We start from the raw sequence: 15,091 nt of genomic DNA, 5'->3' as shown, positions 1-15,091 counted from the left end.
GCAGCGGCGGCCCGGTGCCACGGGCGGGCCGCCCGTGGCAGGAAGGATTACTTGGCGTTGGCGATGGTGTCCAGCGTCTTCTGGCCGAACTTCTTCGCGTATTCCTTGTAGGCCGGCTCCAGCGCGGTGCGGAAGGCGGCCTGGTCCACCTTCTCCACCACCTGCATGCCGTGGCTCTTGGCCTCTTCCACGCCCTTCTTCTCCACCGTGTCCACGAACACGCGCGAAGCGATGGCGCCCGACTTGGCGCCCTGCGTGAAGGCCGCCTTCTGGCTGTCGTTCAGCGTGCCCCAGAACGAGGGCGACACCAGCAGGGCCATGGGCGCGTACACATGGGCCGTCAGCGTCAGGTGTTTTTGCACCTGCCACAGCTTGGCCGAGGCCAGCACCGAGATCGGGTTCTCCTGGCCGTCGATCGTGCCCTGCTGCAGCGCACCGATCACCTCGGGCCAGGACATGGGCGTGGGCGATGCGCCCAGCGTGCGGAAGGCCGTGATGTGCACGGGGTTCTCGGTCACGCGGATCTTCAGGCCCTTGAGATCGGCCACGCCGTTGACGGCGTGCTTGTTGTTGGACAGGTGGCGAAAGCCCTGCTCGCCCCAGGCCAGCGCGACCAGGCCGCGCTTGCTGAACTTGGCCAGCAGCTCCTGGCCGAAGGCGCCGTCCAGCACGGCGCGCGCATGCTGCGTGTCGCGGAACAGGAAGGGAATGTCCACCACGCCCACATCGGGCACGAAGTTGCTGATGGCGCCCGTGGAGACGATGGCCGCCTCCACCGTGCCCAGCTGCAGGCCCTCGATCAGCTCGCGTTCGCCGCCCAGGGCGGACGCGGGGAACTGCTTGAACTTGTAGGCGCCGTTCGTGCCCTTTTCCACCGCATCGGCCCAGGCCTGGGCGGCCGCGCCGTAGTGCGAATTCACGGCCAGGGCGTAGCCCACCTTGACCTCCTTGGTCTGGGCCAGTACGGCGCCAGCCGAAGCAGCCGCCATGGCGGCCACGCAGGTCGAAAGAAGGGTGCGGCGGATCATTTGCATAGCGGCAGTCTCACTTGTTGTGTGTTGAAAAATGGCCCCCACGCCCCCCTTGCAGGGCAAGCACTGCGGTCCCCCGCAGGGGGCCGCCTTTCATCCTGGGGCGGCCCGGCGATGAAAAAAAGAGCCCATGGATTGTAGTGACCACTCCCCTTGTGGCGACCACGTACAAAGCGCTCGTCATGTGCGTTGAGGTGCATCTGATTTGGCGATGCCATAGGTGCTGAAATGACAAACGCCCGATGCGCGCAAGCGTCATCGGGCGTCGGGTTCAGATGGAGCGGGTCAGCTCATTGCCACTCAGCGTGCCCCGATCCGCTCGAACTCGCTCTCCACCGCCGCATGCGCCTTCAGGATGCTTTGCGAAGGCGCAGGGCCCATGCGGCTGACGACCACCGTGGCCAGCCAGGCCAGGATGAAGCCGGGGATGATCTCGTACAGGCCCAGCCAGCCGAACTGCTTCCACACCAGCACGGTCACGGCGCCGGTGATGATGCCGGCCAGCGCGCCGCCGCGCGTCATGCGGCTCCAGAACAGCGACAGGATGATCACCGGGCCGAAGGCGGCGCCGAAGCCGGCCCAGGCGTAGCTGACCATGCCCAGCACCTTGGAGTCGGGGTTGCTGGCGATGGCGATGGCGATCAAGGCCACCAGCAGCACCATGGCGCGGCCTATCCAGACCAGTTCGATCTGGCTGGCGTTCTTTCGCAGGAAGGTGCGGTAGATGTCTTCGGTCAGCGCGCTGGAGCACACCAGCAGCTGGCACGACAGCGTGCTCATCACGGCCGCCAGGATGGCTGCCAGCAGCGCGCCCGAGATCCAGGGGTTGAACAGCTGCTTGGTGATCTCCATGAACACCGTCTCGGCATTGGCGTTCACGGCGGCGGCGCCACCGGGGTTGGCCGCGAAGTAGGGGATGCCGATGAAGCCCACGGCCACGGCGCCGGCCAGGCACAGGATCATCCAGGTCATGCTGATGCGGCGGGCCGAAGGAATGGTCTGCACCGACGAGGCCGCCATGAAGCGCACCAGGATGTGCGGCTGGCCGAAGTAGCCCAGGCCCCAGGCCAGCAGCGAGACCACGCCCACGAAGCTGGCGCCACGGAACAGGTCGAACTTCTCTGCCGCCACGATGGCGTGCAGGTCCTGGCCCGGCTGCAGATGGCCCTGCACGGCCAGCCAGGCGATCACGGGCGCCAGGATCAGCGCCGTGATCATCATCGAGGCCTGGATGGTGTCCGTCCAGCTCACGGCCAGGAAGCCGCCGATGAACACATAGGCGATGGTGCACAGCGCGCCCACCCACAGGGCCGTGCTGTAGGGCATGCCGAACATGTTCTCGAACAGGCGCGCTCCCGCCACCACGCCCGAGGCGCAGTACAGCGTGAAGAACACCAGAATCACCACGGCCGTCACGATGCGCAGCACGTTGGAGTGATCCTCGAAGCGGTTGGCCAGGTAGTCGGGCAGCGTCAGCGCATTGCCGGCGCGCTCGGTGTACAGGCGCAGCCGCGCCGCCACCAGGCGCCAGTTCAGGTAGGCGCCCAGGATCAGGCCGATGGCGATCCAGGCTTCCGACAGGCCGGACAGGTAGATGGCGCCGGGCAGGCCCATCAGCAGCCAGCCGCTCATGTCCGAGGCGCCGGCCGACAGCGCCGTCACGAAGCTGCCCAGGCTGCGACCGCCCAGGATGTAGTCGGAAAGATTCTTGGTGCTGAAGTAGCCGATGGCGCCGATGCCGAGCATGGCGACCAGGTAGATGGCGAACATGATCGCCGTCGGGTCGTTCCAGTTGAATTGCATTGAAGTGTCCTGCGTTGGTCGTGTTTTTCGGGTTGTGCGGGGCGCTTGCCAGGGGCCGGTTGTGCCGGCCCCGGCGGTTCAAGCCATGGTCATGAGTTGGGCGTTTCCGCCTGCGGCGGCGGTATTGGTGCTGATGGATTGCTCGTGGAACAGCGCGGCCAGGTCATAGCCGCGGCCCGCATGCAGCTCGTCGCTGTTGCGGCTTTCCACGCGCACCAGGGCACCGTCGCGCGCGGCGACCTGGGCGCAGACCTGCAGCAGGGCGTCGCCGTCGCCCTCGAACAGCAAGGCCGCCATGGGCGCTTGTGCATCAGCCAGCGATTCGGCGCTGGCGCTGTGCAGCCACGACACGCCGGCATCGCCCGCAGCGGCGCGCAGCGCCTGCCAGGTGGCGGCGCAGCCGCTGTCGGCGCCTGTCCCGTTGTCGGGCAGCACCGCATGGCAGGCGTTGCCGCTGGCCAGGGCTGCTGCCACCTGGGCCACCAGGCCCAGCGGCGTGCGCGGCAATGCCCAGACGGGGCCGCGCGGCAGCAGGCGGTAGCGGTTGGATTCGCCCGTGGGGCCGGGCAGCAGCATGGCGGCGTCCAGGCGCGAGGCGGCCAGGGCATCGTCGCAGGCGGCAAGGGCCTGCACCTGCTCATCGGCGGACATGTCCTGGGGCGGGGCCTTGGACAGCGTCTCGCGCAGCAGGCCCAGCAATTGCAGCGGTGCCTGGGCGGACGACTCGGCCCGCGCAAAGACGGACAGCGCCGCGCTGGCCGGCCCCTGCGCCAGCCGGTGCAGGTACAGCGGGCCGCCGGCCTTGGGGCCGGTGCCGGACAGGCCCATGCCGCCAAAGGGCTGCACGCCCACCATGGCGCCGATCACATTGCGGTTCACATAGATGTTGCCCGCATGCACGCGCTGGGTGAGGTGGGCAATGGTCTCGTCGATGCGGCTGTGCACGCCGAAGGTCAGGCCGTAGCCGGTGGCGTTGATGCCATCGACCAGCGAGTCCAGCTGCTCGCGCTTGAAGCGGATCACATGCAGCACGGGGCCGAAGACCTCGCGCTGCAGGCGCGTGGTGCTGTCGATCTCGATGAGGGCCGGGGCCACGTAGTGGCCATTGAGCACGCCGTCCTTGCGTTCCACGCGGGTGACCTTCTGGCCCGCCGCGGCCATCTGCTCTATGTGCTGCTCGATCTGGCGGCGCGCCGCGTCGTCGATCACGGGGCCCACATCGGTGCTCAGGCGGTCGGGGTTGCCCAGGTTCCACTCCTGCAGCGCATCGCGCAGCATGGTCAGCGTGCGGTCGGCCACCTCGTCCTGCAGGCACAGCAGGCGCAGGGCAGAGCAGCGCTGGCCGGCCGAATCGAAGGCCGAGGCCAGCACATCGGCCACCACCTGCTCGGCCAGGGCCGAGGAGTCCACCACCATGGCGTTCTGGCCGCCGGTCTCGGCAATCAGTGGAATGGTGCGGCCTGCAGGCGACAGACGGCGGGACAGCTGGCGTGCAATCAGGCGCGCCACCTCGGTGGAACCCGTGAACATCACGCCCGCCACCTGGGCATGGGCCACCAGGGCCGCGCCCACGGTCTCGCCCGTGCCCGGCACCAGCTGCAGCGCGTCGCGCGGCACGCCAGCCTCGTGCAGCAGGGCCACCATGGCGGCTGCCGTCAGCGGTGTCTGCTCGGCAGGCTTGGCCAGCACCGTGTTGCCGGCGGCCAGGGCCGCAGCCACCTGTCCGCAGAAGATGGCCAGCGGGAAATTCCAGGGACTGATGGCCAGCACCACGCCCAGAGGGCGCTGCGCGGCGTTGTCGAAATGCGCGGCCGCCTGGGCGCCGTAGTAGCGCAGGAAGTCCACGGCCTCGCGGACCTCGGCCACGGCGTTGGAAAGGGTCTTGCCCGCCTCCCGCATGATCAGGCCCATCAGCGGCTGGCTGCGTTGCTCCAGCAGGTCGGCGGCGCGGGCCAGCGCGTCGGCACGGGCGGCGGGTGGTGTGCCGGCCCAGATGGGCGCGGCCTGCGCGGCGCGCGCGGCGGCGGCTTCGGCCTCGGCCGCCGTGGCCTCGCGCACCCAGCCCACGATGTCGGACAGCTCGGCCGGGTTGCGCATGGGCTGCCAGCCTTCGGTACGCGCCGGGTCGGCAGGCAGGTCGGCATCCGCGGGGGCGGCCAGATAGGTCTGGCGCGTGCTGTGCAGCAGCGCGGCGGCCAGCGAGGCCAGTTGCTGCTCGTGCGCCAGGTTCAGGCCCTGGGAATTGGCGCGGGCCTGCCCTGGCTTGTCTCCCTGCTGCGCGAACAGATCGGCCGGCAGCGCAATGCGCGGGTGGGGGGCGCCCAGCCGGCCTTCGTTGCGCGCGATCTTCATCACCTCGTCCACCGGATCGGCCACCAGGTCGGAGACCGGCACGGAGGCATCGCCGATGCGGTTCACGAACGAGGTATTGGCACCGTTCTCCAGCAGGCGGCGCACCAGATAGGCCAGCAGCGTCTCATGGCTGCCCACGGGCGCATAGATGCGGCAGGGACGGGCCAGCTTGCCTTCGGAGGCCGGGCCCGTCACCTGTGCGTACAGCGGCTCGCCCATGCCGTGCAGGCACTGGAACTCGTACTGGCCGCTGTAGTAGCTGCCGCCCACGGCCTGGGCCAGGTGGTAGATGCTGGCCAGGGTCTGCGCGTTGTGCGTGGCGAACTGGGGGTAGATGGCATCGGGCGCATCCAGCAGCTTGCGCGCGCAGGCCAGGTAGCTCACATCGGTATAGACCTTGCGCGTATAGACCGGGTAGCCGGCCTGGCCGCCTTCCTGGGCGCGCTTGATCTCGCTGTCCCAGTAGGCGCCCTTGACCAGGCGTACCATCAGGCGGCGGCGGCTGCGGCGGGCCAGGTCCACCAGGTAGTCCAGCACCTGCGGGCAGCGCTTCTGGTAGGCCTGGACCACAAAGCCTATGCCGTTCCAGCCCTTGAGCGAGGGCGCGGCACACAAGGCCTCCAGCAGGTCCAGCGACAGCTCCAGCCGGTCGGCCTCTTCGGCGTCGATGTTCATGCCGATGTCGTATTGCTTGGCCAGCTCGGCCAGCTGCAGCACGCGCGGCAGCAGTTCGGCCATCACACGCTCGTACTGCGCGCGGCTGTAGCGCGGGTGCAGGGCCGACAGCTTGATGGAGATGCCCGGCCCCTCGAAGATGCCGCGTCCGTTGGAGGCCGCACCGATCGCGTGGATGGCCTGCTCGTAGGCCTGCAGGTAGCGCTGTGCGTCGGAATCGGTGGCGGCCGCCTCGCCCAGCATGTCGTAGCTGTAGCGAAAGCCCTGTTTTTCATAGGCGCGGCTGTTGGCCAGCGCCTCGGCAATGTCCTGGCCCGTCACGAACTGCTCGCCCATCAGCTTCATGGCGCGGTGCACGCCCTGGCGGATCAGCGGCTCGCCGCCCTTGCCGATCACGCGCGTCAGCGCCGACGACAGGTTCTTCTCGCTGCTCGTGGACGTGAGCTTGCCCGTCAGCACCAGGCCCCAGGCCGCCGCGTTCACGAACAGCGAGGGCGAGCGGCCCACATGGGCGCGCCAGTCGCCCTTGCTGATCTTGTCGCGGATCAGCGCATCGCGCGTGGCACGGTCGGGAATGCGCAGCAGCGCCTCGGCCAGGCACATCAGCGCCACGCCTTCCTGGCTGGACAGCGAGAACTCCTGCACCAGCGCCGCCACGCCGCTGCCGGCCGGCGCATCGCGCAGCCCCTGCACCAGCCGGGTCGCCAGCTCGCGGACCTTGTCGGCCTGCTGGGCATCCTGGGCACGTGCCAGCGGCAGCAGCACCGGCAGGCACTCGGGCTCCGGCCGGTGCCAGGCGGCCGTGATGGCAGCGCGCAACGGCGTCTGCGGGAGGATGGACTGGGCGAATTCCAGAAAAGGTTGTACCTCTTGGCCAGCGTTGGGTTGCGCCTCTTCGATCGCGACATCGCCAGGGCTGTCGCCTGCGCCTGCAAGCCGGATGGTGGTTGCGCCGCGCTCCAGCGCATCGACGTACTGAACGACGGCCTGTTTGATCAGCCAGTGCGGTGTGCGACCCATCTGCTGGGCTGCGACGCGGATGCGCTCGCGCAAGGCGTCGTCGACTTTGATGCCTACGGTGGTGGACATAATGGATTGGAAAGGGAAAGTGCTTTTTCGATGACTGGGGTGCAACCGGATTCGGCGTGATTTCACATGGGTTGCACCTTTTTTGATAGGGGGTAAACCCTTTATATTTACTCAGGCAAGCTGGGTCCCATGGAGCCCGTCCAGGCGGGCCGCTCTCACGGCTTCCCGGGTCGTCCTGCGGATGGCTCCAGCGCCTGCGCTTACTGGTAATGGATGGTGAACTCTGCGGAAGCGTTGGCGCTGCCGGGTACAACCCGGTCTTCCGTCTGCACGTAGCGTCCCTGCAGCGGAATCGAGAACGCCGTCTGCCCTTGGGGAACGTCGCCCGCCAACCATCGGCTGGTGTCGTCCGCTTCTGCGCCGAACCGCACCGGCTTGCCGTTGCTGAGGATTTGCGCGGCAATGCCTCGTGCCGTGGAGGTCCTGTTCAGCGTGAGGTTGGAGGACGTGTTGTTGCGGTCGGTCACATCGGTCAGTGTCACGTACACCTGCGTTGCGGTCCCTGTATCGCCGCCCGAGCAGTCCAGCTGAATGTTCTGTTCCTCGCTGCTGGCGCTGGTGGCTCCCACGCCACCGGACGACCTCATGAGCACGGCGCCCATGTCGAACCTTATTTCTTTCATCCTGACCTTGCAGGTAGGAACGCGGGGACGAATGACGACCGGGGCCGCGAAACGAAAATCGACCAGCAATTGTCCGGCCGCATCATTGGCACGGGATTGAGCGAATGAGCCAGATAATGTGCCCCCACTGGAGATGGGGCCCGTTTTGATTAATTCGATATCATAATAAAAGCTCGCTTCATTCCAATTGCCACTTGTCTTTGGAACTGTTGAGTAGACCAAAAAAGGGAACGGAATTGTGAAGGCGCTTAATTTTAACTTGATATTCTTGATGGTTCCAGGGGCTGAATAAAGACCATTTTCATGAGGGCCGATGCCTGTGAGGTAGTCTTCTATTCCAGGAACACATTCAAACTGTGGATTCTTGGATTCTGGGATTTTATTGGTAAGTTTCAACGGGCCGCTGTATTTGTAGATGGTGCTTCCAATGTCGTAGTCACCAGGTGCGAATTCGGGAACTGTCATGCCGGAGAGTTCGGCCGTAAAGTACGGCAAGCCGTCGCTGGTGTTCAATTTGCACAAGGCCCATGTTGAAGGGGTAGTCAAGGCCCAAGTCAATGGAATAAATGAACTTTTGAGGATGCGAAGTGCATTTTTCACGGAGTTTCCTTTCGAGCATCGGGTAAGGTCTGCCCAATGCACGCATGAACGTTGGTTCCCCAAAGGCTCAGAAGTATCAGACCGTGCTACTGATAGCTCATCGTGAATGTGGCCGCACCATTGGCCTTGCCCGGCGTCACCTGGGGAGCGGTGTTCAGATGGCGGGCCTTCAAGGGAATATCCAGTTTGCCTTGCCAGAATACGGCGCTGCCTGCAAACCACTGGTTGGTATTGCCTACGGCTCTGCTAAGTGGTGCCCACGGGCGTGGAAGACGAAAAATGCACATTTCCCAAAAGAAGATGGATAGGGGGCGGATACCTTAGGGGTAATTCTTAATGGTGTGCTTATTTGAAAATAGACCAAGAGTTGGCCAGAATTGCTGCCGGCACGGTATTGCATATTGAACCGCTCATTTTTTCAATCTGCTGCGCAGCCGAGCCGCCGGTTGCAGCCGTCAAACGGCAAGCATGCGTGGCAGCACGAGCCAATGACTGCAAGAGTGCGTTGTGTACGGTACGGCCGCGCAGTGCTGCGTGCCGCTGGCGCGTAAAAGGGCACTATCGAAATGCTTGTCGGTTGCCGCACCATGTGGCGTTTCCTGGGCTAGCGCGAACCCTCTTTTGGGAAGAGGGTTCGCCTCAGATTCAGGTCTTGTCAGTCGCCTTCAAGGCGCTGATCTTCAGGCTGGGCTGCAGGATGGCCAGCGGACGGTCAGCCCGCAGGGTTTGCTGCGGCGGCTTGTGCTTGCCGGTGCCTGCGTCGTGCCCTGCCGCCACGGGAGTTCTGCCCGTGTTGCTGGTGACTGGCACCGTGGTGGGCAAGGCGCTGATCTTGACGCTCATGCGCAGGCCGTCCAGGTTGCGCTCCAGCTTCAGTGCCTGCTGGCTGTCGCTCGGCTGTGTGGCACGAGCGGGCAGCACTGCCGCCGCAGTGACTGCCGGGGCGCTGGCGACTACCGTGGCCGGTGCCGTTACTGCCGTACGTTCCTGGGTCATGCCGGCCAGAGCCACGGCCGACGCAGCGTTGGAGGCCGGGGCGTCTGCCACGGCTGTCTTGGCATCGGTGGTTGCGGTTGAGGTTGCCGCGGTCTTGCCGGGCTTGGCCGATGCCACGTCGGTGGCCGCAGGCAGCAGCTTGTTGCTGGCCACGCAGGGCAGTTCCAGGCTTTGCGGCGGCTGGTAGGTGGTGCTGCGCTTTCTTTCAGGCAGGGTATAGGAGAGGTTGCAACCCACCATGCCGGTGTCCGTCTTCCACTGCACCTGCAGCTCGCCCTGGTCAGACAGTCCGCGCGCCAGCAGCTTGCCGGCCTGGCCGATCACGCCCAATTCCTTGCCGTCCATGTCCAGCACGCTGGCGCCAAAGGGCACAGGCATGTTGCCTGCCTGCCGCGCGCGGATCACGGCCGAGCGGCCATAGGCTGTCTTGAACACCAGCAGTGGCACGGCGCCGGCCAGCGGCGCGACGTGCTGGCTGGTTTCCTTGAGTTCCACGTCCGTCGACAGGCCCTTGGGATCGATGGAGACCTCGTTCATCGAGAACGGCGTCAGATACGGGACGACGGCATAGCCCCGGCTGTCCACCTTCACGCCGGGCGCGTTGTTGATGCGCGCGCCTTCCGCGTTCTTGGCCTCCACGATGGCAAAGGTGTCAGACACCGATTGCGACAGCGTCACGCCGCCCGGGTGGGCCACGATGGCGCCACGTGCGCCTACCGAGAACTGCTGGTAGCCGCTGCTGGCGCTGACGCTGCCGCTGAGTTCGGTCTGCGATGCGCGGTAGGTGGCGTTGGCGCTGGCACTGGTGCTGCTGCCATTCATGCCACCGGTGTTGTGGTTGGCGCTGAGGCCGTAGGAGATGGCGTTGTCGTCGCCCAGCAGCCCGGACAGGTTGGCCTGGGCCTGCACGCGGCCGCGCGAGTCGCGGTTGGTATTGGTGGAGAGCATCATGCCGCGCTCCATGCTGAGCGGAATCGACAGGCCCACGTGCAGGAACGTGTTGGACTGTCCCCAGGCATCGCGCTGGCGCGCCGCAGAGAGGTTGTAGGAGATGTTGCGGAACGAGTTGCTGTAGCCAATGGCGTAGTCGACGTTGGAGCCCTGGCGGTTCCAGTACTTGGCAGTGGACGCCGTGAGGCTGAGGCTGCCTCCCCCGGGGCCAAACTGCTGGCCCATGACCAGGGAGGCGCGGTTGCGAGGCCGGTACAGGTCCGTGGAGGGCCGTAGCAGATTGGCCTGATCCCGTGCGCGCATGGCGTCGTTGAGGCCGAAGAATCCGTTGGTGGAGTAGCGATAGGCGGCAATGGCCACGTGGGTGCCGGTCTGCGCAAAGGACTTGGCGTAGCTGGCACGCAAGCTCTGTCCGGAAAAGGAGCCGTCATTGGGAATGCTGGTGGAGGCGTGCGTGATGTCTGCACCAAAGGCACCCCAGGGCGTGGTGAGCGCCGCGCCAATCATGGGCGAGATATGGCCCTTGGCCACGGACACACCGCCGTAGCCGGTCAGCATGTTGGTGAAGCCGTGCTGCCAGGTCGCCTGCGAGAACAGCGGCGAGGTATTGGGCAGGTGGCGCACCACGCCCGCCGTGAGGCTGTAGCGGTCCTGCCCCTCGCGCAGCGACAGCGGCACGGCCGCGTAGGGCACGGCAAAGCTGCGCACGGCGCCATTGGCCTCGGTAATGCTGACTTGCAGGTCGCCACCGTAGCCCGTGGGATAGAGGTCGTTGATGACGAAGGCGCCGGGCGCCACCGTGGTTTCGTAGAGCTTGATGCCGTTCTGCGTGATGGTGACTCGGGCATTGGTGTTGGCCACGCCGCGCACCACGGGCGCGTAGCCGCGTTGGGAGTCGGGCAGCATGCGGTCATCACTGTTCAAGCGTATGCCGCGAAACGAGGTGGAGTCCATCAGGTCGCCACCCGTGTAGGTGTCGCCCAGTATGAGCTGGGAAGACCAGTCGGCAATGTCGCGCTGTGCGTAGGTGGAGATGTTCTGGTAGTTGCCCCGTCCAGTGTCCGCCCAGCTGAAGGAGCCGTTGTGCCGGAAATGCCAGCGGTCGATGTTGACGCCGCCGTTCAGGCCCAGGTAGCTCTGCGTGGTGTTTTCTGCGTTGCTGGAGCGCCCGTGGTAGGTGTTGAACTGGTAACCGAGCAGACCGACAGGCACGCCGGCGCTCCATTGGTCGGGGCTGACATAGCCGCGCACCGAGCGGCGCAGCGAGGCCTGGGGCACGCTCAGGTCCAGTCGCTGCTTGCCGAAATCGAAACTGGTGAAGGCGCCCGCGATGATCTGGTCCAGACGGTTGCAGCCACCGTCGGCCACCAGCTTCAAGGCGGCCTCGGGCGGCAGGCGCGAGAGGTCGATGCCCCCCTTCTCCAGCAGGGCCTTGTCCAGGCAGGGCAGCGCGTCCTGCGAACCGGCCAGTGCCTTGAACTGCACTTCGCTGCGGCCAACCCAGTTGCCGTTGATGTAGATGTCTGGGTTGTAGCTGCCTGCCGTGACCACGTTGGCGCGCGAGTAGCGCGAGACGTCAATGGTCTGCTTGCCGGTGTTCAGAAAGCTGGGGTCGAAGTCGACGGCAGCCGGCGTGGGCTGCCACTGGCCGGTGGACGTGGAGGTCGTGACTTCCTTGACCTGCTGGCCCTGCTGGGCCTCGGACTGCCAGCACACCAGCACGGAGAGCAGCAGCGCATGGCCGGGCTTCAGTTGGAAATATCCGGCAGGGCCTTGGCCTGGCCCCGGCATTGTTCCTTTTCCTTGCCTTGTATGCCGGCTTTTGATTCCCTTTTCTGAATCTGGAAAGACTGGCCTGATCATTTGCTTATCTCCTAATGCTGTGCGCCCGATGCAAAGCGAACGGCCAAGGCCGATGTGCCAGTCCCGTTAAAGAGACCGATGCAGTTTTGCTGGGTATTAACGCTGTGTATCGGTGTGCTGGCCGGGCTGAAAATGCAGTGGCATTAGATAATCAGACCGGAGAGGACGGGGGATTCGCGTGGCTGTGCTCGCATTGCCCTGTTTATTGGGCGGAATTGCCAATTCTGGCTTCGTGGTTGAGACTGGCTCCCCAATCATTGATGCTGCTGAACATCACCGTGGCACCTGTCGCACCAGCCATATTGGCACCCGCAGGTTCCTTGATTGGGAAGGTGGCCACCTGGCCGGGAAGAACGGGCCCGACACCTGCCTCGAAGGATTTTCCGCCGAGTTGCACTTCAACGCCAGCCACATTGACCACAAAGGCGCTGGGATTGCGTGCGTTCAACACAGGCTGGTTTTTGGCGTCAACGCCTGCTGACCATTGAAGCTGGGCAGGAGCCTCCTGGGCATTGCCGGGCAGATTGCCGGGCCGGTACATGAGCTTGACACGAGTGCGAAAGGCGAACTGGAGATTGTTGGAGTCGCCTTCCATTTTCGCCTTGGGCGGGACGTCCAGCACGTTGAGCCAGAACAGGGATTCCTTGTCAGCAGGCAGTGCTTCGCCCGAATAGATGATGCGCAACGTCTGGGTCTTGCCCGCCTCGATGCGCATGATGGTGGGCGTGATGACGAAGGGAACGTCGATGTTCTCAGGCGATTCCTGGTTGTTGCCCTTGTCCAGCCAGGCCTGCACCAGGGCAGGTTTGCTGCCTTCGTTGGTGAGCTGGATGGTGGCTTCCTTCTCGCCACTGGGGAAGATGATGCGCGTGCCCGTCAATGTCACGCTGGCCTGTGCCGCCGTTCCAAGAAGAAGGGACAACAGGATGGCAGCAAGCCCATATGAACGTTTGATCGTCAGCATCGGAGAACTCTCTGGGTTTTGAGCGAAAGAATGGGGCCGGGCCCATGTCAGAAAAGCAGAAGACACGGCATATCGACCACCGCAAGGCGGCCGATATGCCTGAAAGTCAGTGATTACTGATAGACCAGCGAGTAGGTCACCGAGGTGTCGGTACGGCCGGCCGTCACGGGGCCGGTGGCCACGTATTCGGAGGCGAAACGCATGATGGCCCGGCCATTGCCACCGACCTTGTTGTCGATGTCCACAAAGCGCGATTGGGCGGAACCGATCTTCAGGCGCTCGTTGTTGCTGGGATCCACGATGGCGATCTGGACACCGGAGGCCACGGTGGGCGCACCAGTACCGCTGGCCGCTGCGGGCTTGAGCATGCCGGTGACCAGGTCCACGTTGGGGCCGGCTTCGAAGAACACGGCGACCTTGGAGACGGGCGCTGTGGAGGTGGCGGTGGCCAGCTCACAGCCACTGAGTTCCAGCGAGAACGCCTGGCGGCCGACGGTGGCGCCCACGGTGGCCAGCTGGTTGTTCGCCACGTTGGGCAGCTTCACGCCGTCCTTGGCGGCGCCGGCGACCGTGGTGTCCACCTTGCAGGTGGTGGTGACCACCTCGCCCGTGAAGTTGATGGTGCCGTCTGCTGCTTGAGCGGTGTTCATGGCCATCATGACCAGGCCGGCAACCGATGTCAGCAATGCGATCTTTTTCATGGGTATTCCCTCGAGTTGAAGAGATAAATGAAATTCCAGCAGCGATGAATGCGCTGGTGGAATAAGAGAGTGTGTGAATGGTTGAGTGGTTAATAAATCATCAGTGTTCCATGTTCACCTCATCAATCCAATGGTTGGTAACTGTCAGCATGGTCAAGGATTTGCAGGGGTTGCGATCATGCTGGAATAGGTGGTGGCGCTGACATGGAGAAATTGTTCGGATGAGGGAGCGTTGGCGAGGGATGGGCGAGGTTTGTTTCTCTGGCATGTTTGAAGTTGAATTTTTCAAATACACCAGTGCCCAATGGCGCGGATGGGATGTAGGAGAGAATCTGTCAAAGAAAAAGGCGAAACAAAAACCTGTTCTTTGGGTATGTGATGGATTCTAGGTGTGCACCGCTACTATATGAAATAGGGCGCATTCTGATAATTGATGCTTGATCTAGGAATAGTCCTAGATTTGCTCTGTCGAATGGGGAAAAGAGGGTGCACAGCCCGCCTGCGCCGGGCGGTTGGCTGTGCTGAGGGTGATGGTGTCTGCGGGGGGAGCGCGGGTCCCGCAGATCAGGAGGGGCCGATGGGGGTGGTCGAGGGCGAAGGCCCGCAAGGGCTGCACCGGCCCTCGGCCCTGTGGATCAGGGGCGCTGGGTCAGCAGGTACTGCGCCATTTCAGCAAAGCCGTCTCCTCGCTCGGCCTGGGTGACATGGCGAGGCAGGTGCTTGAGTTGGGGCACGAAGCGCGCGATGTTGGCCACGCCCAGGCTGTGGGGCATGTGCTCGAACATGAGCTGGTCGTTGGTGGAGTCTCCGATGTAGATCCAGCGGTCCAGCGTGGCGTCGAGGTCGATGTCGAACAGCGTGCGCAGGATCCAGCGCGCGCCTTCGAGCTTGTTGTGCGCGCCAAACCAGCCGTTGATGTGGATGGAGCTGACGGTGGCGTTCATGCCCGCCGCCTTCATGATGGCCACGCAGCGGTCAATGTCCTGCTGGGGCATCTGGGTGAATTCGCTGTGGTCCACGGCAATGTCGCATTCGCGGCCCGCCGAGTCGGTGGCGCGCAGCGCCCCGGGCACGGTGGCCTCGATCTCGGCCAGCACCTGCTGCATGCGCGCGTAGTTGGCGGTGCGCGTGGCCTCGTCCTGCTGGTAGAGCTTGTCCAGCCCGCCCTGCGCATTGCGCCGCAGTGCCACGGCGCCGTTCTCGGCCACGATGGCATCCACAGGCCAGGCCTGGGCAAAAGGCTCGCTCCAGCCCACGGGCCTGCCCGTGATCGGCACCACGCGCAGGCCGGACTGCTTGAGCCGGGCGATGGCATCGACGACATGGTCCGGCACCACGCCCTCGGTGGTCAGGGTGTCGTCGATGTCGGTAAGGATGCCGAGCGGCGATGCGGGAGGTGTCCAGAGGGACAGCGGCTGGAGGGTTGTAGGCACGATCGTCAAA

The 15,091-nt window shown here is 64.7% G+C and carries 8 protein-coding genes; all 8 read right to left on the bottom strand.

The window, feature by feature from the left end; all coding sequences use genetic code 11:
• Positions 1 to 47: 47 nt before the first annotated feature.
• Positions 48 to 1,034, bottom strand: a complete 987-nt coding sequence (locus BW39_RS04810; RefSeq protein WP_016450058.1) for a TRAP transporter substrate-binding protein — start codon at positions 1,032 to 1,034, stop codon at positions 48 to 50.
• A 297-nt stretch (positions 1,035 to 1,331) separates the two neighbouring features.
• On the bottom strand, positions 1,332 to 2,834 hold the full coding sequence (gene putP, locus BW39_RS04805; RefSeq protein ID WP_012207739.1) for a sodium/proline symporter PutP: 1,503 nt from the start codon (positions 2,832 to 2,834) through the stop codon (positions 1,332 to 1,334).
• A gap of 78 nt (positions 2,835 to 2,912) precedes the next feature.
• Positions 2,913 to 6,953 (bottom strand): trifunctional transcriptional regulator/proline dehydrogenase/L-glutamate gamma-semialdehyde dehydrogenase, encoded by a 4,041-nt coding sequence (gene putA / locus BW39_RS04800; RefSeq protein ID WP_442854778.1) that lies wholly within the window; start codon positions 6,951 to 6,953, stop codon positions 2,913 to 2,915.
• A 197-nt stretch (positions 6,954 to 7,150) separates the two neighbouring features.
• The gene (locus BW39_RS04795) at positions 7,151 to 8,173 is read right to left on the bottom strand and encodes a fimbrial protein (protein WP_235264151.1); all 1,023 of its coding nucleotides are present in this window, start codon (positions 8,171 to 8,173) and stop codon (positions 7,151 to 7,153) included.
• A 645-nt stretch (positions 8,174 to 8,818) separates the two neighbouring features.
• Positions 8,819 to 11,911, bottom strand: coding sequence for a fimbria/pilus outer membrane usher protein (locus tag BW39_RS04785; protein WP_043820229.1), 3,093 nt, complete (start codon positions 11,909 to 11,911; stop codon positions 8,819 to 8,821).
• A 274-nt stretch (positions 11,912 to 12,185) separates the two neighbouring features.
• Positions 12,186 to 12,947 (bottom strand): fimbrial biogenesis chaperone, encoded by a 762-nt coding sequence (locus BW39_RS04780; RefSeq protein ID WP_043820226.1) that lies wholly within the window; start codon positions 12,945 to 12,947, stop codon positions 12,186 to 12,188.
• A 113-nt stretch (positions 12,948 to 13,060) separates the two neighbouring features.
• Positions 13,061 to 13,648 carry a fimbrial protein gene (locus BW39_RS04775; RefSeq protein WP_013800427.1) on the bottom strand — a complete coding sequence of 196 codons (588 nt, stop codon included), beginning with the start codon at positions 13,646 to 13,648 and terminating at the stop codon, positions 13,061 to 13,063.
• Between the two features lie 635 nt (positions 13,649 to 14,283).
• Positions 14,284 to 15,081 (bottom strand): HAD-IIB family hydrolase, encoded by a 798-nt coding sequence (locus BW39_RS04770; RefSeq protein ID WP_043820300.1) that lies wholly within the window; start codon positions 15,079 to 15,081, stop codon positions 14,284 to 14,286.
• Between the last annotated feature and the right edge of the window lie 10 nt (positions 15,082 to 15,091).

The sequence above is a fragment of the Delftia sp. RIT313 genome, from assembly GCF_000632165.1.
Taxonomy (GTDB): domain Bacteria; phylum Pseudomonadota; class Gammaproteobacteria; order Burkholderiales; family Burkholderiaceae_C; genus Comamonas; species Comamonas acidovorans.
Note: the sequence above shows the minus strand (reverse complement) of the source record. Positions and strands in the feature narration are given on the sequence as shown.

Coding starts and splice junctions, on each gene's coding strand:
- BW39_RS04785 (WP_043820229.1), bottom strand. CDS start 11,911: ATGCCGGGGCCAGGCCAAGGCCCTGCCGGATATTTCCAACTGAAGCCC.
- BW39_RS04775 (WP_013800427.1), bottom strand. CDS start 13,648: ATGAAAAAGATCGCATTGCTGACATCGGTTGCCGGCCTGGTCATGATG.
- BW39_RS04780 (WP_043820226.1), bottom strand. CDS start 12,947: ATGCTGACGATCAAACGTTCATATGGGCTTGCTGCCATCCTGTTGTCC.
- BW39_RS04810 (WP_016450058.1), bottom strand. CDS start 1,034: ATGCAAATGATCCGCCGCACCCTTCTTTCGACCTGCGTGGCCGCCATG.
- putP (WP_012207739.1), bottom strand. CDS start 2,834: ATGCAATTCAACTGGAACGACCCGACGGCGATCATGTTCGCCATCTAC.